At 62.6% G+C, this 18894-nt stretch carries 16 protein-coding genes and 1 pseudogene; 11 read left to right on the top strand and 6 right to left on the bottom strand.

Features of this window, described 5'->3' with window-relative positions:
• Positions 1-114 precede the first annotated feature (114 nt).
• Positions 115-480, bottom strand: a complete 366-nt coding sequence (locus H6F58_RS03790) for a DUF1844 domain-containing protein (protein ID WP_060701150.1) — start codon at positions 478-480, stop codon at positions 115-117.
• A 295-nt stretch (positions 481-775) separates the two neighbouring features.
• On the opposite strand from H6F58_RS03790, the gene infC reads away from it, so the two are divergent.
• The 9 genes from infC to H6F58_RS03745 all read left to right on the top strand — a co-directional run bounded on the left by infC (position 776) and on the right by H6F58_RS03745 (position 8913).
• On the top strand, positions 776-1462 hold the full coding sequence (gene infC, locus H6F58_RS03785) for a translation initiation factor IF-3 (RefSeq protein WP_098945495.1): 687 nt from the start codon (positions 776-778) through the stop codon (positions 1460-1462).
• Between the two features lie 166 nt (positions 1463-1628).
• Complete coding sequence (rpmI, locus tag H6F58_RS03780; RefSeq protein ID WP_060701152.1) at positions 1629-1823, top strand: 50S ribosomal protein L35; 195 nt, start codon at positions 1629-1631, stop codon at positions 1821-1823.
• A 104-nt stretch (positions 1824-1927) separates the two neighbouring features.
• Entirely contained in the window at positions 1928-2578 is a 651-nt protein-coding gene (gene rplT, locus H6F58_RS03775; protein WP_060701153.1) for a 50S ribosomal protein L20, read from the top strand.
• Positions 2579-2689: 111 nt separating this feature from the next.
• Positions 2690-3592, top strand: coding sequence for an RNA methyltransferase (locus H6F58_RS03770; protein WP_146278076.1), 903 nt, complete (start codon positions 2690-2692; stop codon positions 3590-3592).
• A gap of 18 nt (positions 3593-3610) precedes the next feature.
• Positions 3611-4042 carry an NUDIX domain-containing protein gene (locus H6F58_RS03765; protein ID WP_146278077.1) on the top strand — a complete coding sequence of 144 codons (432 nt, stop codon included), beginning with the start codon at positions 3611-3613 and terminating at the stop codon, positions 4040-4042.
• A 79-nt stretch (positions 4043-4121) separates the two neighbouring features.
• A complete protein-coding gene (locus H6F58_RS03760) occupies positions 4122-4763 on the top strand; it encodes a DUF3153 domain-containing protein (RefSeq protein ID WP_146278078.1) in 642 nt (213 codons plus the stop codon).
• Positions 4764-4905: 142 nt separating this feature from the next.
• The gene (pheS, locus tag H6F58_RS03755; protein WP_060701157.1) at positions 4906-5985 is read left to right on the top strand and encodes a phenylalanine--tRNA ligase subunit alpha; all 1080 of its coding nucleotides are present in this window, start codon (positions 4906-4908) and stop codon (positions 5983-5985) included.
• 3 nt (positions 5986-5988) lie between these two features.
• Positions 5989-8529, top strand: coding sequence for a phenylalanine--tRNA ligase subunit beta (pheT, locus tag H6F58_RS03750; RefSeq protein ID WP_195181134.1), 2541 nt, complete (start codon positions 5989-5991; stop codon positions 8527-8529).
• Between the two features lie 156 nt (positions 8530-8685).
• Complete coding sequence (locus tag H6F58_RS03745; RefSeq protein WP_195181133.1) at positions 8686-8913, top strand: hypothetical protein; 228 nt, start codon at positions 8686-8688, stop codon at positions 8911-8913.
• On the opposite strand, the gene H6F58_RS03740 is transcribed toward H6F58_RS03745, so the two are convergent.
• Positions 8910-9371, bottom strand: a complete 462-nt coding sequence (locus H6F58_RS03740) for a GNAT family N-acetyltransferase (RefSeq protein WP_171918749.1) — start codon at positions 9369-9371, stop codon at positions 8910-8912. The two genes, H6F58_RS03745 and H6F58_RS03740, sit on opposite strands and share 4 nt — an antisense overlap.
• Before the next feature lie 124 nt (positions 9372-9495).
• Positions 9496-10017 carry a phosphoribosyltransferase gene (locus H6F58_RS03735; protein WP_146278082.1) on the bottom strand — a complete coding sequence of 174 codons (522 nt, stop codon included), beginning with the start codon at positions 10015-10017 and terminating at the stop codon, positions 9496-9498.
• 322 nt (positions 10018-10339) lie between these two features.
• On the opposite strand from H6F58_RS03735, the gene H6F58_RS03730 reads away from it, so the two are divergent.
• Together H6F58_RS03730 and H6F58_RS03725 are read left to right on the top strand one after the other, a co-directional pair.
• Positions 10340-11854, top strand: coding sequence for a DUF5129 domain-containing protein (locus H6F58_RS03730; protein WP_146278083.1), 1515 nt, complete (start codon positions 10340-10342; stop codon positions 11852-11854).
• 9 nt (positions 11855-11863) lie between these two features.
• Positions 11864-12553, top strand: coding sequence for a 4'-phosphopantetheinyl transferase superfamily protein (locus H6F58_RS03725; protein ID WP_195181132.1), 690 nt, complete (start codon positions 11864-11866; stop codon positions 12551-12553).
• Here the strand turns inward: H6F58_RS03725 and ppk2 are convergent.
• The 3 genes and pseudogenes from ppk2 to H6F58_RS03710 all read right to left on the bottom strand — a co-directional run bounded on the left by ppk2 (position 12550) and on the right by H6F58_RS03710 (position 18769).
• Positions 12550-13445: pseudogene (gene ppk2, locus H6F58_RS03720) on the bottom strand (polyphosphate kinase 2). The gene H6F58_RS03725 and the pseudogene ppk2 overlap by 4 nt on opposite strands.
• 74 nt (positions 13446-13519) lie before the next feature.
• Positions 13520-14821: a M1 family metallopeptidase gene (locus H6F58_RS03715; RefSeq protein ID WP_195181131.1), complete on the bottom strand. Its 1302-nt coding sequence runs from the start codon at positions 14819-14821 to the stop codon at positions 13520-13522.
• Positions 14822-14833: 12 nt separating this feature from the next.
• Complete coding sequence (locus tag H6F58_RS03710; protein WP_195181130.1) at positions 14834-18769, bottom strand: Pls/PosA family non-ribosomal peptide synthetase; 3936 nt, start codon at positions 18767-18769, stop codon at positions 14834-14836.
• Between the last annotated feature and the right edge of the window lie 125 nt (positions 18770-18894).

Here is an 18894-nt window from a genome sequence, read left to right as displayed (position 1 = left end):
CGAAGCGGACGGCTCGCTGCGCAAAAGGAATCTTGTGATGCATACAACGATGGGCTCGGCTTCCGAAGAAGCCGAGCCCATGATGTTAATCTCTTAAAAAACTAGGATGGTTGCTTAGTTGACAGCGCCGGTGAACTTTTCGCCGGGGCCCTTGCCTGGAGCATCCGGGATCAGCGAAGCTTCGCGGAACGCCAGCTGCAAGCTGCGCAGGCCATCGCGCAATGGAGCTGCGTGCTGCGAACCGATCTCAGGTGCGCCCGCGGTGACTAGGCCTGCAAGAGCGGTGATCAGCTTTCGAGCTTCATCCAGATCCTTCAGCTCAACGGCGTCTTCGCCCTCGGCCAGGCCGCATTTAACGGCGGCCGCGCTCATGAGGTGAACCGCCGCGGTGGTGATGATTTCTACAGCCGGAACTTCGGCGATATCGCGCACCTGCTGATCGACGAGGTGCTGATGCGAGTTGGTGTCTTCGGTACTCATACTGCTAAGCTTGTCACAGACCGACTCGATGCCGGTACTTCTCATGTTCTCCAGTTAGCCCTGGATGCCAGATTCGTACTAGTATTGAGCCATGCAAGTGGAGGCCATCTCCCACCCGCTGTCGCCGTTTCCAGGCTTCCGGGTATTTCGGCAGGATCGCATTCGTGCAATCCCCAGATGCAGGCGCAATGATATGCGCCACTCATCATGTCGTTCTCTTTTGGCCTTCGCCTGCAATCGCAGACGGGGGCCTTCTTCGTTTGTGGTTATGGATTACGAATTTCAGGAGTGACACATCAGCGATCCACGCATTAATGAGCGCATTCGCGTGCCAGAGGTACGTCTCGTCGGCCCCAATGGTGAGCAGGTAGGCATCGTCCGCATCGAGGACGCGCTTCGTTTGGCTCATGAGTCCGATCTGGACTTGGTCGAGGTGGCACCCAACGCCAAGCCTCCAGTGTGCAAACTGATGGACTTCGGCAAGTACAAGTACGAAGCCGCTGTTAAGGCTCGTGAAGCTCGTAAGAACCAGACCAACACGGTCTTGAAGGAAGTTCGCTTCCGCCTGAAGATTGATACTCACGACTACGAGACCAAGGTTGGGCACGCGTTGCGCTTCCTGGGCGCTGGCGACAAGGTGAAAGCCATGATCCAGTTCCGCGGTCGTGAACAGCAGCGTCCAGAGATGGGCATCCGCTTGCTGGAAAAGTTTGCAGCAGACGTCGCCGAGGTTGGAATCATTGAGTCCAGCCCGCGCATCGATGGCCGAAACATGGTCATGGTTGTTGGTCCGCTGAAGAACAAGGCAGAGGCTCGCCGCGAACAGCAGCAGCAGAAGTCCGGTGGCCGTAATTCGGCCAAGCGCAAGATCCGCACCGACGCTCCAGCTGAAACCGAGGGCCAGAACGTTGCAGCAGCTATGGATGACGAAGCCCGCGCCAAGTTGGAGCAGGCCCGCCAAGCAGCTGAAGGCGACGCCTAGCCAAGCCTGTTGGGCTTTCGAGCCCGTCACCGTTTACGGTGAAGGATCTTCCCCCGGGAAGATCCAACTACAAGAGAACAACAGCGGTCACCTTATACGGGGCCCGCTTCGGATGATCCCCACGCGGTAATTTTGCCGTGTGGAGCACGTTAGGAGAACGGCAGCTATGCCGAAGTTCAAGACTCACAGTGGCGCCAAGAAGCGCTTCAAGCTGACCGGTAGCGGTAAGCTCGTTCGTCAGCAGGCCAACCGTCGCCACTACCTGGAGCACAAGTCCTCGCGCATTACCCGTCGCCTGGCTTCTGACCAGATCGTCGCTAAGGCCGATGTAAAGACCATCAAGCGGATGCTGGGCCTCTAAGCTCTCCCTTTCGCAATTCGGGGAAGCAATACCCCACCACCCATAGATTTCTCCCACCCCGCAAAATCGCGGGCACTGGGGAACTGACTTGAAGGAGTACACACGTGGCACGTGTGAAGCGGGCTGTAAACGCCCACAAGAAGCGTCGCGTCGTTCTGGAACGCGCAAAGGGTTACCGCGGTCAGCGTTCGCGCCTGTACCGCAAGGCCAAGGAGCAGCTGCTCCACTCGTTCGTTTACAGCTTCAACGACCGCCGTAAGCGCAAGGGCGACTTCCGCCGCCTGTGGATCCAGCGCATCAACGCTGCATCCCGCGCCAACGGCATGACCTACAACCGCTTGATCCAGGGCCTGAAGGCTGCTGAGATCGAGGTTGACCGCCGCATGCTGGCCGAACTGGCCGTATCGGACTCCAACGCATTCGCAACCCTGGTTAAGGTTGCAAAGGAAGCTCTTCCAGCTGACGTCAACGCTCCACGCGCTGCCGCAGAGGTTGCTGCTCCAAAGGCTGCCAAGGCTCCTAAGGCTGCCGCTGCCAAGTCCGTCGAGGGCGAAGGTGTAATCAAGGCTGTTGAAGGCGAAGACGCTCCTGAGGGCTTCGTTATCAAGGGCAACGCCGGCTCGAACAAGTACCACGTTCCAGGCTCGACCTGGTACGAGCAGACCGAAGCTGAATTCTGGTTCAACTCGGTTGAAGCTGCCAAGGCTGCAGGCTTCGAACCAGCTGGTGGAGAATCCCGCCAGCAGATGAAGTAAATCTTTTCTCCCTTTGAGCTAATGCTCAGGTAGGACAGATCACACCGATGGGTGGGTTCCGCGCATGACGCGGAACCTGCCCATTGGTGTTTCTACCGGTATTCTCGAAGTATGAGCAGTTTTTCCCCTGAAGTGATGTCCAATCCACGCGCCGAACGAGTCAAAGCCGTTGCCCGGCTTGCCAACCGCAAGGGGCGTGAAGCCACAGGGGAATTCCTGGTCGAAGGACCACAGGCCGTGCGGGAAGCACTCAAGGCCCACCTGCTGGATGACAACCTTCTCCAGGCCGTCTACGTGGTGGGTGGTTTCCTCGAAAGCCATGACGAGTTCGCAGAACTGCTCGAGCAAGCGCAGGTTCCAACGCGCATCGTCACCGGCGAAGTACTGCATGCCATGGCCGATACCCAGACCCCTCAGGGCATTCTCGCCGTCGCTGCAATCGCCCAGCCGCAACTGAGCGAAGTGCTCTCCTCCAAGCCGAAACTCATTGCGGTCCTCTGCCGAGTCCAGGACCCGGGAAACGCAGGCACCGTGCTGCGCGCTGCCGACGCCGCCGGGGCAGACGCGGTAATCCTGACCAAGGGCAGCGTTGATATTTACAACCCGAAGGCCGTGCGTTCCACCGTCGGCTCGCTGTTCCACCTGCCGGTGCTGAACAACATCGAATTCGACCACCTCATCGAAGCCGCTAAAACCACCGGAAGCCAAGTGCTGGCCGCCGATGGATACGGTGCGCTCAACCTTGATTCGCTCCAGGACGCCGCAGTCCTCCGGGCGCACCACGGCGGTGCCGAAGAAGACCAGTGGCTTGAGGGCCAGCCAGTCCTGGAAGCGCCAACGCTATGGCTTTTCGGCAACGAGGGGCAGGGCCTTGACGAGCACGAAAAGCAGGCCGCAGACCATGCCGTGGCCGTTCCGCTCTACGGCGTGGCCGAATCGCTGAATGTGGGAACCGCCGCGACCGTATGCCTGTACGCATCAGCGCGGGCCCAGCACGCCACCAAGTCGAGCTAGCCCATGCCGGAAACAAGAATGCTGAAACAAATTGTCGCGGTAGCCATCGTTGATGACCTTGAAGCTCCGGGCAAACTGCTAGCGGCCCGCCGCAACCGGCCTGAATCCCTGGCCGGATTGTGGGAGTTCCCCGGAGGGAAAGTCGAACCGGGGGAGAGCGAAATCGACGCGGTGCACCGGGAACTGCGCGAAGAGCTCGGAGTCGCCATCCAGCTAGGCGCGCCCATTCCAGGTCCCCACCCCCAAGGGTGGCCGCTGAACGAGAAGGCAGCCATGCGGATGTGGTTTGCACAGATCACCGCTGGGGTGCCCGACACCTTGGATGGACATGACCAGCTGGCCTGGCTCGCGCTCGATGGCTCATTGCCCAAGGCCGTTGAATGGATCCCAGCGGATGCCCCGATAGTCGCGGCATGCCTGGAGCAAGCACGTGCAAGTGCGACCAAATAAAGACGCGTAAGCTTGAACTAGCGCCCGTTGAGGCAATGCACGTTTTCTGAACCCCAACATTTTTGAGGAGCCCTTTTCCGTGAAGAGACTTTTGAGCGTGATTGCGCTGGTCTTTACCGCCGTCCTAGCTTTGTCCGGCTGCGTCAACATGAATGCAGAAGTCAACGTTCAGGGTCAAGACAAGACGACCGGTGCCGTTGAAGTCACCATGAACAAGGAAAACCTTCAGGGCATGAGCCTCGATGAACTTCTGGCTTCACAGGTTGACACTGCTGCCATGGAACAGCAGATTGGCGGCAAGTGGACCTACTCGAAGATCGAGGAGGGCGAGAACGTTGGCCTGCGCTTTGAGACCGATGGCGTGAAAACCTACACTCAGCTCAAAGACGCGTTCAAGGTCTTCGGATTTGAGATCAACCTGGCAGATGACGGCAAGGAAGTGACCTTCTCCATGCCAGGCGACAAGGCTGCCGTTGACTCCTCCTTCACCGAGGCCAACTTGCACGTGAACTTCCCCGGTGAAGTCACCTCCCACGCCCCGGGCGAAGTCGAGCACCACACTGTGACCTTTGACATGATTCAGGGCGCTCCGGTGTACCAGGCGACCGGCAAATTCGACCACTCGCTGTTCTACTCGGCGATCTTCGGGGGAGCAATACTCGTCCTGACTCTGGTCTTCGTATTGGCTTTCGCGCCAAAGGGCGCCAAGGAAGCGCACTAAGCATCCGGATAGCTGCTTCCTGGTAAGAAGCTTCACGTCAAGGGCCCGTCATCGGTGAAACGATCACGGGCCCTTGGCAATAGAATGGAACCAAAGTGTTCTACGCGTAAGTACAAGATAAGAGTAAGGATCGATCGATCCCATGTCTGATCAGACAACTGGACAAGCTCCCGACGGGGAGCCCAACGTTCCGCACCCAACCGATGAAGCAGGAATCCAGGCAGCCGTTGAAGCTGCCCTGGCCGCCATCGAGGCTGCCGGCGACCTGAACGAGCTGAAGGAAGCCCGCCTGGCGCATACCGGTGAAAAGTCGGCGCTGTCCCTGGCCAACCGCCAGATCGGCCAGCTCGACAAGTCCGAGAAAGCCGTCGCTGGCAAGCTGGTTGGCTCGGCCCGCGGACGGGTCAACAAGGCGCTGGCTGCCCGCACCACGGTGCTGGAAGAAGCAGAAGCCGCCCGCATCCTCATCGAAGAGACCGTTGACGTCACCGCTGCCGCGCGCCGCCGCCCCCTTGGCGCCCGCCATCCGCTCTCGGTCCTGCAGGACCGGGTGTCCGACATCTTCGTCGGCATGGGCTGGGAAATTGCCGAGGGCCCAGAAGTTGAATCCGAATGGTTCAACTTCGACGCGCTGAACTTCAAGCCGGACCATCCGGCCCGCGAAATGCAGGACACCTTCTTCATCGAGCCTGCCGACGCGCACCTGGTATTGCGCACCCACACCTCCCCGGTGCAGGTCCGCTCCATGCTCGAGCGCGATCTGCCGGTCTACGTGCTGTGCCCGGGACGCACCTTCCGCACCGATGAGCTCGATGCCACCCACACCCCGGTCTTCCACCAGTTCGAAGGCCTGGCCGTGGACAAGGGCCTGACCATGGCCGACCTGCGCGGCACCCTGGAGCACTTCGCCCGCCAGATGTTCGGCGAAGAAGCCCAGATCCGCTTGCGCCCAGCCTACTTCCCCTTCACCGAGCCATCGGCCGAGCTGGATATCTGGCACCCGGGTGCCAAGGGCGGCCCGCGCTGGATCGAGTGGGGCGGCTGCGGCATGATCAACCCGAACGTGCTGCGCGCTGCCGGCATCGACCCGGAAGAGTACTCCGGCTTTGCCTTCGGCATGGGCATTGAGCGCACGCTCATGTTCCGCAACGATGTCCCCGACATGCACGACATGATCGAGGGCGACATCCGTTTCAGCCAGCACTTCGGGATGGAGATCTAAGCAATGCGTATTCCACTTTCATGGCTGCGCGAGTATGCGCAGGTACCGGCCGACGCCTCGGCTGAAGACGTCATGGCGGACCTGGTCAAGGTCGGCCTCGAAGAAGAAGACGTGCACCGCCCCTCCGACGAGCTCTCCGGCCCGATCGTGGTCGGCCAGGTGCTCTCCTTGGAGAAGGAAGTCGCCTCCAACGGCAAGACCATCAACTGGTGCCAGGTCCGCGTGGTCCCGGAAGGCACCGAGCAGACCCTGGCCGGCAAGGGCATCGACCCGACGGGTGTGCAGGGGATCGTTTGCGGCGCGCACAACTTCGTGGAAGGCGACAAGGTTGTTGTCACCCTGCCCGGAGCGGTGCTGCCAGGAGACTTCAAGATCTCCCCGCGCAAGACCTACGGCCACACCTCGGCCGGCATGATCGCCTCCTCCCGCGAACTGGGCATCGGCGATGACCACGATGGCATCATCGTGCTCTCCAACTACGGTCTGGATCCGGAACTGGGCACCGACGTCTTCGAGCTCTTCGGACTGGACGACCAGGCCGCCGAGATCAACGTGACCCCGGACCGCGGCTACTGCTTCTCGATCCGCGGCGTGGCCCGCGAGTACGCGCTGGCTACCGGAACCTCCTTCACCGACCCGGCAAGCACCGTTGCGGTCGCTGAAGCCACCGAGGCCGGCCATGAGGTCGTGCTTGCCGACCAGGCGCCAATCTACGGTGTCCCTGGCTGCACCCGCTTCGTGACCCGCGAGGTCACCGGCATCAACCCGGCCCTGCCCACCCCGCGCTGGATGGCTTCGCGCCTGCAGCTGGCGGGCATGCGCTCGATCTCGCTGCCGGTGGACATCTCGAACTACGTGATGCTGGAACTCGGCGCGCCGCTGCACTTCTACGATGCCGACAAGCTCACCGGTGCGATCACCGTGCGCCGCGCCAATGCCGGGGAGAAGCTGACCACCTTGGACGACAAGGAGCGCGAGCTCTCGGCCGAGGACCTGTTGATCACCGACGAGTCCGGTGCCCTGGGCATCGCCGGGGTCATGGGCGGGGCGGCCACCGAGGTCTCGGATTCGACCACCCGGGTGCTGATCGAGGCCGCGCACTTCGACGCCGTGTCCATCGGCCGATCGCGCCGCCGCCACAAGCTGCCTTCCGAAGCCTCCAAGCGCTTTGAACGCGGTGTGGACCCGAGCATCATGCAGGTCGCGGCCCAGCGCGCCGTGAATCTGCTCGTGCAGCTGGCCGGTGGCACCGAAACCACCAGGATCACCGATGCCGGCGCGCAGCCAGCCGATACGCAGATCCAGCTGCCAGCAGGTTTCGCCAGCGCACTGATCGGCGTGGACTATACCGATGAGCAGACCGTGGACTCGCTCGAAGGCATCGGCGCCACCGTGGCGCAGAACGCCGGCGGCTTCCTGGTCACCGCCCCGAGCTGGCGCCCGGACCTGGCCATCAAGGAAGACCTGGTCGAGGAAGTGGCCCGCGTTGTGGGCTACGACAAGATCCCGGCAACCTTGCCAGTGGCCCCTCCGGGCCGTGGCTTGACCCGCGCGCAGTCCCAGCGTCGCCGCTTGCTCCAGGGCTTGGCGGATGCAGGACTGACCGAGATCCTGTCCTACCCGTTCGTCTCCGAACTGCAGAACAACACCTTCGGCGCAGCAACGGCGGGCACCGCGGTGAAGGCCATTTCGCTGGCCAACCCGATCTCCAAGGAATTCCGCTTCCTGCGCACCAGCCTGCTGCCAGGGCTGCTGGACACCGCGCGCCGCAATATCGGCCGCGGCTTCCGCGATCTGGCCCTCTATGAGGGCGGCCTGGTATTCCTGCCAGGCGAGCAACTGGGCTCCAGCGTGCTTCCGCCACTGGGCGCCAAGCCGAGTGATGAAGTGCTGGCCGAGCTGTTCAACGGCGTGCCCCGCCAGCCATGGCATCTGGCTGCTGTCCTCACCGGGCATGAAGCCTCGGCCGCCGCTGGCTTCGAGCCACGCGCCTGGGACTGGGCTGACGCCTTGGACACCGCCCAAGGAGTTGCCGGGATCCTCGGTGTGCAGCTCGAGGTTGCCCAGGGCAGCCACCAGGGCTTCCACCCGGGCCGTGCCGCCCAGCTGATGGTTGCCGGTGAAGTTGTCGGCTACGCCGGTGAACTGCACCCGCAGCTGCTCAAGGATTGGGACCTGCCAGCGCGCACCGTGGCCATGGAACTGAACGCTGCTGCGCTGATGGATGCGGCTCCTGCTGTAGTTGTTGCCCAGCACCTGTCCAGCCAGCCGCTGGCTACCCAGGACGTGGCACTGGTCGTGGACCAGGACGTTGTCGCCGGGGAAGTGCTGGCCGCATTGCGCGAAGGCGCAGGCGAGCTGCTCGAAGATATCGCCTTGTTCGACGTGTACCAGGGCAAGGGGATCGAAGATGGCAAGAAGTCGTTGGCCTTCGGCTTGCGCTTCCGCGCTACCGATCGCACCCTGACCGCCGATGAGGCATCCGAGGCGCGCGCAGCCGCTGTGGCTGTGGCTGCCGAGAAGTTTGGTGCCACCCAGCGCTAGCTGGAACTGCAGATGCCCCGCCGGCTGCCTTGATTAATTTCAAGGCGATGGGCGGGGCATTTGTGATTTTCCGTGTCCGGGTTTTGCACCGAAGGCGTCTACACTTGATTCTGGGAAACCGCTGATATTTATTTGATGCTAAGGAAGTGACGGCTCGTGAAGGGACTGCGTTCATGCGGCGCCGTGCTGCTGGTATTGTTCCTCGGCCTGCTGGCAATCGCAGCGCTCATCGCAGCGGGTTGGGCAGTCGTGGTGTTCATCGAGCGCGGTGCGGGAGCGCACCTGCAAGATGAGCCGACTGAGACCTACCAGCCAGAAGAGGAAGCCCCGGATCCCTTGCGGCCTACCAGCTTCGGGCTGCCGCATGAGGCGAGCACCTATTAGAGCGGCCTTGCGGCTTTGGTGAGGGTGAGAAGCGACGCGTCCTGGCTTTGAAGGAGAAATCCTTGCCGTTCGAGGACTTTAAGCGACGCCGCATTATCGGGTGCCACCCTGGCAATGAGGTCGGTGATTCCAGCTTTTTCAAGCTGCCTTATGCCAAGGGCGACCAGGGCCTTGGCCAGCCCCTGGCCCCAGAACTCTGGCGCCAGCCAATACCCGATCTCGGTGGCCCCGGCGCGCTGTGTTGCGGTGAATAGGCCGATGCGAGCCTTGCCGCGCCAGGCAATGAACCACGAAATTCCAGGGCTTTCCAGGACGTGGGCTACCCGCTGTTCGCAGTATGCCCGGCTCCATGGCTGGCCATCACCGATGTACGCGGTGACCCGCTCATCCGCGGCCAGCTCCGCAACGAAATCCGTGTCGGCTTCGGAGATTGCCGTCAGCAGCAGTGGGGAAGTCATGTCTTCAGCGTATTGCACGGACTTGTGCACCTCTAGCTACATACGCGAGATGCTGAACACCGACCTGCATGACTAAGCAAAAGCAGGGAACGATGGGCATCGTTCCCTGCTGAAGATCAAAAAATTACTTTGCTGCACCAGCGGTAACCGGTGGCAGGTCCGACCATGGGAAAGTGATCCACTTGTCGGTGCGGCGCCATTCGTAGTCCGGCACCATGATGGTTCGCGGCTTGGTGTAGAGGCAGACGGTCTTGACATCTGCGCCCCAAGCGGAGACCAGATCGACGACCTTCTCCAAGGTGCGGCCGGAGTCGGAGACATCGTCGACTATCAGGATCTTCTTGTCGCGCAGGTGGCCATCATCCAGCATTGGCGGAAGCACCACTGGCTCGGGAAGCACGGTGCCGATGCCCGTGTAGAACTCCACGTTCAGGGCGCCGCAGGCCTTGACGCCCAGGGCGTAGGAAATCGAGCCGGCCAGCAGCAGGCCGCCGCGTGCCACAGCCAAGACGATGTCCGGCTCGAAGCCGCTATCAACAATGGTCTGTGCCAGTTCGCGGGATGCCTCGCCAAAGGTGTCCCAGGTGAGGATTTCGCGCTCTGGTTCTGAAAGGACGGATGCCCCTGAATCGTCAATGCTAGTCATTCTGCAATTTTACCGCCGTTTTCCTTTCCACGGTTCTGGTATCAAAGGCCTGATCCGGTTTTCAGCACTAGTCCGGAGCGGTTTTTGCTTATTGATTAGGCAATAATCCGAAAGGGAGCCCCATCTCTGAGCAATGCATCACGTCGTTGCGAATGGCGCCCGGGGAGAAACTGCTGCGTGCCCCAGAAAGCGGCGAAGCAGCGGATCGTGACGAGCAGATCCACGTCTCGGCTGGTCCCGCGGCAAAAATCCCTTTTGATCGATAAACTGGTGGAAGCAGTCGTCGACTCACCATCTGGCATCGGTCTAAGGAGAAGCGAGCATGACACGTAGCATTCGAAAGGGGCCCGCTGTCAGTGCCTTGGCAATCCTGGCATGGGGATTCTTCACCGCGGCGGCACCGGCCCACGCCGTGCCGGCAGTGCAAATCCACGCCGGTGAAAACCTGGGGACAGTGACCATCGACGATACCGCTGGCGTGATCAATCGTGAACGGCTTTCAGATGCCCTCGATGATCTGGATTTCAACGAACCGACCAACGTCGCGGTGTATACGCGCAATGGCGAGTACTCGGATGACATCAATGCGAAAACCCTCGAATTCGCCCGTGAATCCCATCCGGAATGGATTTCGGATAAGCCTGAGGACTACGGCGACTACTGGGCCGATGGGCTGCTGATCATCACCCTGTCCGTCGAAGGACCCGGAGACGGGCAAATCGGCACGTACTTCGGCGAAGACCGCAAGGTCAGCACCGGCCAGATGGAAAGCATCCAAGAAAAAGGCTACGAAGATTTCAACCTGTCGAGGTGGACCGATGGCGTAATAGCCGTAGCCACCAAGGCCTCGGGCATCATGAATCGGCCCTGGTACAAGAGCCCTGCGCTCTGGTGGACCGTAGCAGCCGGAGGCGGCGGCACCGGAATTGTCCTGGGAGCCACTGCCGCAGTGCGTTCCTCGCGACGCAAGAACTTTGCCCAGGATTTTCACGCAGGACGAGAGCATCTGACCAATGTCACGATGGACTTGGAAGAAACCGAGCTCGCCGCAAAAACTCTGCCCACAGGATCGGCGCACGCCGCGCAGCTGGAACGCCGCTTTGCCGACTTCATGGCCAACTATCGCGAAACCTTCGATGCGCAAGCCAACCTGGACACAGCTGAGAAGAAGTACCGGTCATCAACCGATGGCGTGGAAGCCGCCAAGAAATTCAAGGACGACGCGCAAAACCTCGACCGCACCGACGACGCCATCATTGCCGCCGCGGCTCTCTATACTCGCTCGGCTTCATGGGAAGACGCATGGCGTGCGCAAACCAAGCCGCTCGCCGATGACCTAGCGCAGATTTCCACGCTCGTTGATGATGCCGAACCCGAATTGGCGGGCAGTGCCGCGGCGCTGGCTTCATACCGGGTGACAGCCGCAGAATCGCTGGAAGCACTCGGCACCCAATTGAAGACCGAGGAAATCGATGTAGATCAGGCATTGGACCAGCTCTCCGATCTTCGCCAAGGACTGACCGAGCGCCTGGACGAGTTTGCCAAGGCGCAAATCGACGCCTATGCAGAAAATGACGAGGAGAAGGAACAGATGCGCGAGGCGATGGAACGCTCGCGCAACTCCACCGGAAGCCATAGCCCGCGTGGCGGGACCATCCTGGACGTATTGAACCCCGGCGCGATGTACTGGAGCGTCAGCAGCTACCACGCCGGCTACACCTCTGGCGCGAACTCGGTAGACCAGTCGCGGGAATCCGCCAGCTCATCCGGGTCGGTGTCTACCGGATATTCCGGAGGCGGCAGCTTCTCTGGCTCCGGCGGATCTTCACGCTTCTAGCGAGGATTGATGCGCATTTTCAACAAGCTGCTGCCCGCGTCAGTACACGTGGCAGAAACCCGTTCAGAGCTGGACGAGGGACCTCGATACCGGGCCGAGGAGATCTACGTGGCCAACGCGGTCGAATCCCGCCAGCAAGAATTTCGCACGGTGCGCATTTGTGCCCGGCAAGCGCTCGCAAAACTGGGCCACGGCGGACATGTTCTGGTGCCTGATGAGCACCGGGCGCCGGTCTGGCCCCGGGGTGTGGTGGGAAGCATGACGCACTGCGAAGGGCTGCGGGCCGCTGCCGTGGCAAGTTCGGATCAGTGGAGCGGGATCGGCATTGACGCCGAGCCGCATTTGGCCCTGCCGCCAGGCACCGTGGATATTCTCCTGCTGCCAGCTGAGCAAGAGGCTGTAGAGCGGCTGTCCACCGTGGAACCTGGCATCGCCTGGGACAGGCTGATTTTCAGCGCCAAGGAAAGCGTCTTCAAGACCTGGTTTCCGATGGCACGGCGATGGCTGGATTTCCTTGAATGCGAGATCACTGTGGGCCAGCGGCCCGGGGCCTTCACCGCCCGACTCCTGCAGTCCGGGACCTTGCACCAGGGCACAGACCTGTCCGCGGTTTCCGGGCAATGGACGGCCGAGGATCGGGTGGGGCACGGATTGCTGGCTACCGCGATTGCCGTTCGGCAGCATTTTGCAAGGACCTAGAATTCTTCGCCGTGGGTGATGACGTTGGCTGCACGGCCCACGATCTGCGGGTTGGGTGATCCGACCAGCTCATGGTCCTTGCCCGCGTAATCAAAGCGGTTCAGCACATGGCGCATGGCCGCAAGCCGTGCGCGCTTCTTGTCATTGGACTTCACTACCGTCCACGGAGCGTGGTCGGTGTCCGTCTTGAGGAACATTTCCTTCTTTGCTTCCGTGTACTTGTCCCATTTGTCCAGGGATTCAAGATCCATGGGGAGAGCTTCCACTGGCGCACGGGATCAAGGCGGCGAATGGTGAATCGGGTGAGCTGCTCGCTGGCGGAGACGGAAAACCAGAACTTCACCAGATCAATGCCTTCGTCCACCACGAGTTGTTCAAACAGGGGCGCCTGATCGAGGAAATGGCCCGCTTGGGCTGGCGTGCAAAATCCCATGACGCGTTCCACACCGGCCCGGTTGTACCAGGAGCGGTCAAACAGCACGATTTCCCCGGCGGACGGGAAATGCTGCACGTAGCGCTGGTAGTACCACTGCGTGGATTCGCGGTCGCTGGGTTTTTCCAGGGCCACGACGCGGGCGCCACGAGGATTCAGGTGCTCGGTGAATCTCTTGATCGTTCCGCCTTTGCCTGCGGCATCGCGGCCTTCAAAAACAATCATGATGCGCCGGCCATGGGCCTTGGCCCATTTTTGAAGCTTGAGCAGCTCAAGCTGCAGGGCACGCTTTTCGAGCTCGTAGGTTTCGCGGTCGAGTTTTTCTTCGTAAGGGTAGTCCTCGCGCCAGGTATCGACCACGCTGCCATCGGCGCGCAACAACAATGGATCGTCATCATCATCGTCGAGCACCGAGTAGCCGCGGAAAGCATCATCAAGCAGGGGGATTTCTACGCTCATGGTGGCAAGCCTAGATTCAGTGGATGAACAGCCAATGAATCGGAATTGAACGAGGACACCGGCGGGCCCGGCGTTCAGCTAGGGAAGGGCGGCAGCTGGAGTTCGGAAAGCCAATTGTGCAGAATTTGATCAGTTTCAATGCCGGGCGCATGCTTTTTCAGGTGCTTGCCGAACTTTTTCGCATCGACACTTCCATGCTGATAGGTGCCCGTCCAATCGCGCAGCATCTCGTAGAACGCTTCATCGCCCAGCTCCTTGAGCAACGCGTAGAGGGCCAGCGCACCGCGCTTGTAGACGCGATCGTCAAACATGTCCTCCGGGCCGGGATCCCCGATCAGCAGATCCTGGGGGATGGCATTGAGCTTCTCCCAGGCGGCCCGGGCACGCTGTTCCATCGGCATGGCGCCACAGTGTTCCGAGTAGACCCACTCGCTGAAACACGCGAACCCTTCGTTCAGCCAGATGTCCTTCCACCCAGCAGGTGTCAGCGAGTTGCCGAACCATTGGTGCGCGAACTCGTGGGCGATCAGCCGCTGTGCCTCCCAGTCCAGGGACAGGTGGTTGCGCCCGAAGATGCTCATGCCCTGGGCTTCCAGCGGAATTTCCAGTTCGTCGTCGACCACCACGATCTTGTAATTCTCAAAGGGGTACGGGCCGAATTTGCGTTCAAAGATCTCGGCCATCTGCCCCTGCTTGGCAAAGGCGCCACGCACCGCCAAGTCGTTGCCCGGTACCGAGTAGGCCAGCAGATGGTGCCCGCGGTCAAAAGCGATTTCGGCATAGCGCCCGATCTGCAAGGTGGCCAGATAGGTCGCCATCGGTTCACGCTGTTCATAGATCCAGGTGGAGCGGCTGGCCGAACGGCGCTGGGAGAGCAAATCGCCATTGGCAACGACCCGGTATCCGGCGTCGGTGGACACCTCGAAGCGGTACGAGGACTTGTGGCTGGGGTGGTCATTGCAGGGGAACCAGGTGGAAGCCCCGACCGGCTGGCCGGAAACGAGAATGCCATCGGTCAGCTCTTCCCAGCCGACTTCGCCCCAAGGCCCGTTATCCACCGCGGGGTTGCCGCCATAGCGCAGGTTCAGCTCGATATGCTCGCCGGCCTTGACCCGATTCGGGGTCGAGACCACGACGCGGTGGTGCTTCTTGGCCACGGAGACTTTGCGCCCCTGGCAGGTGGCCTTGATGATCTTGAGCCCATTGAGGTTCAGCGCGATCTCGTTGAGGTCCTCAAGGGCGCGGATGCGCAGCATCGCCCGGCCATCGAGGTGGTTGCTGGCCAGCTTCACCACGAGGTTCACGTCGTAGTGCTCCACGGTGTAGTCCGGGGAGCCGTGGTGCTTGGTGTACTCATCCAATATGCGATGGTGCATCGGTGTGTTGCCTCAGGCTTCCTGTGTGGCGGGCTGTGGAAGGTGCGTATCCGGGTTGATGTTCCAGCGTACTGCCGGATTGCCCCGCCAGTAGGTATTGGCGGGCAGAACCTCGCCGCGCAGGACCAGGCTGGCTGGACCGGTGGTGGTGCCCTCGGAGATCTGCGCGGCCGGCAAGATCACGCTGTGCGGCCCGAGAGTTGCTCCGGCACCCAGGGTGACCGCGTCAATGGACATGATGCGGTCGTGGAAGAGGTGGGTCTGCAGCACCGAGCCGCGGTTGACCGTGGAATGGTCCTGAAGGGTCACCAGATCGGCTTCGGGCAGCCAGTAGCTTTCGCACCACACGCCGTGGCCGATCTTCGCGCCCTGGGCACGCAGGAACCACACCAGGGCCGGGGTCCCCGAAGCGAGGCGGGCGAACCATTGGGCGCACACCAGCTCGGTGAAGGAATCGACCATTTCGGTGCGCCAGATGAAGGAGCTCCACAGGGTGTGCTCGCCGGGGCGGATCGCGCCAACCACCAGCCACTTGGCGGCGACCGCGATCGCCGCGGCCACTGCGCCGGCGAGCACCAGCACCGCGCCGGAGAGCAAGATGCCCGCCCAGACTCCGGCATGGGTGGCCAAAGCCGCCAGCGCCCACAGCACGCCACCGGCGATGGCCACGGTAGTGAAGACCGCCAGTGACCGGGCCAGCTCCCAGAAGGAACGCATGATCTTCAATTTCAGGGCTGGCCGGTAGGTGCGCTCCGACTCGGCTTCCACCGTGGTGCGGCGCAGCTTGTTCGGCGGGGAACCGATCCACGATGTACCGGCCTTCATCTTCTTCGGCGTGGCCGAGAGCACCGCAATCAGCGAACGCTTGGGCACCCGGCGCCCGGCATGCAGGATGCCGGAGTTGCCCAGGAAGGCCTTCTTGCCCACGCGCACAGGGGCGATATGCATCCATCCGCCACCGAGTTCATAGGAGGCCACCATGGTGTCGTCGGCCAGGAAGGCGCCGGAGGAGATGGTGGTCATCTTCGGGATCAGCAGCACGGTGGAAATTTCCACATCACGTCCCACCTTGGCCCCCAGCAGGCGCAGCCAGATCGGGGTGAACAGCGAAGCATAGAGCGGGAAGAGCTGGTCGCGGGCGGTATCCAGGACCCGTTCGGTCGCCCAGGCCTGCCATCCCACGCGCGAGGTGACCGGATGCCAGCCTTCAACCAGGCCGATGGACAGCAGGCGAACCACGGCGATGGTCAAGGCCATGCTCGACAGGAACCAGGCCAGCGCCGCCACGAGGACGGCCGGGATGAAGCTCCACCCGATCCCGGCCAGCGAATCGGCCGGCCGCAGGATCGGGGTGATGGCCAGCAGGGCAATGGCCACCGGGATCCACTGCCACAGGTTGAGCAGCAGGGATGCGATGCCGGCGAGCAGGCGCGGCGCTGCGCGGTACACCGGCTGGGCCTCGGGCCATTTGGGCTTGGCCTTGGACTGGCGGGTGGCCGGGGAGCCGGCGTAGCGCGAGTTCGCGCGGGTGTGCCCATAGACGGCCGAACCGGCGTCGACGATGCAATGATCGCCGATGGCGGCACCAGGCATCAGGGTGCTGCGCGCGCCGATGGAGGCATGGGCGCCGATCTCGATGGCCCCGACATGCAGCTTGTCGCCATCGATCCAGTAGCCGCTGACATCCACTTCCGGTTCGATGGTGGCCCCGGGGCCCACGGCGAGCATTCCGGTCACCGGGGGCAGGGTGTGCAAGGTTGCGGTGCGGTCGATTTTTGCGCCGAGCATCCGGGCGTACCACGGCAGCAGGGGGGCGCTGGACAGCGAGATCGGATCGACCACATCGGCCACTTGCTGGGCCAGCCACAGCCGCAGGTGCACGGATCCCGAACGCGGGTAGATGCCCGGCTCCAGCCCGCGCAGCAGCAGCTTATTGGCCAGGATGGACAGCGACATCCGCCCGGCCGGGGTGACGAAGACCAGCCATAGCGCAGCGACCGCGTACCAGGGCACGGGCAGCGGGGCGTCGAATACGCCCAGGGCCGCCAGCGCCAGGTGCCCGATCGCCACATAGGTGAACCAGCGCAGGCCGGAGAGGATGAACAGCGGGAAGGCCGCGAGGGTTTGCGCCAGCTGGGTGCTGCGCCTGGTGCGGGCCACGGTGCGGGGCTCCACCGGCTCGCTGGCGGCCTGCTGCCCGCCGAGATACTCCGCCAGGGCGCCGAACCGCGGGTAGTTGTAGAGTTCTGCGACCGTTAGATCGGGGTAGCGAAAGCGCAGGGCGGAGACCAATTGGGCCGCCGAGAGCGATCCGCCGCCGGCGGCAAAGAAGTCCGAGTCAAGGCCGGAAACCGGGGTGCCCAAGGCGCCCTGCCAGGCCTCGGCAATGAAGCTGCCGGCTTCATCCAGCTGAGGAGCTTCGCCGGCAGCCCCGGTGTTTTCTTCTCCGGGCAATGGCCACGGCAGGGCGTTGCGGTCGACCTTGCCGCTGGTCTTCATCGGCAGGCTGTCCATGACGGCCAGGATCGGCACCATGGGCGCAGGCAGGTCATCCAAAAGCGCGCTGCGGGCCGCCTGCAGGTCATAGCCCTCGGGAGCTTGCAGGTATCCGACAAGGACCTTGTTGCCGGTGGCGGTTTCCCGCACCGCCACCGCCGCCGAGGATACTCCTGCCAAGGAGTTCAGGGCCGCATCGATTTCGCCCAGCTCGATGCGCCGGCCGCCGATTTTCACCTGGTCGTCAACGCGCCCGATGAAAATCAGCCCCAGCGGGTCGTTGACGACCATATCGCCGGAGCGATAGGCGCGCTCCCAGCCCAGGGTGGGCATGGGGGCGTACTTTTCCGCGTCCTTTTCGGGATCCAGGTAGCGGGCCAGGCCCACGCCGCCAATGATCAGCTCGCCCGAATCGCCCTCGGCCACCGGAATGCCCTGGGGGTCGACCACTGCCAGGTCCCAGCCGGCCAGCGGCAGGCCGATGCGCACCGGCAGGCTGCCGTCCATGGTGGCACCGCAGGCCACCACGGTCGCTTCGGTGGGGCCGTAGGTATTCCAGACCTCGCGGCCCTCGGTCGCCAGGCGGCCGGCGAGTTCGGGCGGGCAGGCTTCGCCGCCAAAAATCAGCAGGCGCACCGAGTCCAGGGCCTGGGCTGGCCACAGCGCCGCCAAGGTGGGGACGGTGGAGACCGCGGTGATGGAGCGGGAAATCAGCCAAGGCCCAAGGTCCATGCCGCTGCGCACCAGGGCGCGCGGGGCGGGCACCAGGCAGGCGCCGTTGCGCCAGGCGATCCACATTTCCTCGCAGGAGGCGTCGAAGGCGACCGACAGCCCGGCGAGCACGCGGTCGGTGGTGTTCAGCGGGTCGGCGGCCAGGAACATCTGCGCTTCGGCATCAACGAAGGCTGCCGCAGAACGATGGGATACAGCGACGCCCTTGGGCTTTCCGGTGGATCCCGAGGTGAAAATGATCCAGGCGTCATCCTCCAGCCCCGGCATCCGTGGCGCGACGTATGGCTTGGGCCGCCCGGCCTCGGCCACGATGGTGCCGGTGCCCTTGATGATTCCGGCCACCTGGGCTTCGGTGAAGACGGTTTTGGCCCGCTCGTCGGGGTCATCGGCATCCACCGGAACGTAGGCGGCGCCCACCCAGAGGATCGCCAGGATCCATTCGTAGAGGTGGCGGGTGCCGGATTCGACGCGCACGCCAATGCGGTCGCCGGCGCCCAGCCCCTGCTCATGCAAGCGGCGGGCCTTGGCCTTGACCTCCTCGATGAGCTCGGCGTAGCTTTCGGTGCGCTCCCCGTCATCAATGGCGGGGGCGTCGGGGTATGCCCGGGCGGTGGCCTGCAGGATGTCCAAAAGGGTTCGAGGAGCCGGGGCCAGGGCACCGGAAGGAAACTGCGGAGCATAGATTTCTTGATCCGGCGCCGTAGCTTGATCGTTGTCCATGATGAACGGATCCATCCCTTCTCATTTAACTGCGTAAATGGAATCGGGGCGCTGGGGGAGAGCGTCCCACAAAGGATATGGATGCTGGAGGGGCGGATCGGGAGATCCAGTGCCCATCTTAAGGG

The sequence above is a fragment of the Glutamicibacter sp. FBE19 genome, from assembly GCF_015524875.1.
Lineage (GTDB): Bacteria > Actinomycetota > Actinomycetes > Actinomycetales > Micrococcaceae > Glutamicibacter > Glutamicibacter halophytocola.
This window is presented reverse-complemented; position numbering and strand designations above follow the sequence as displayed.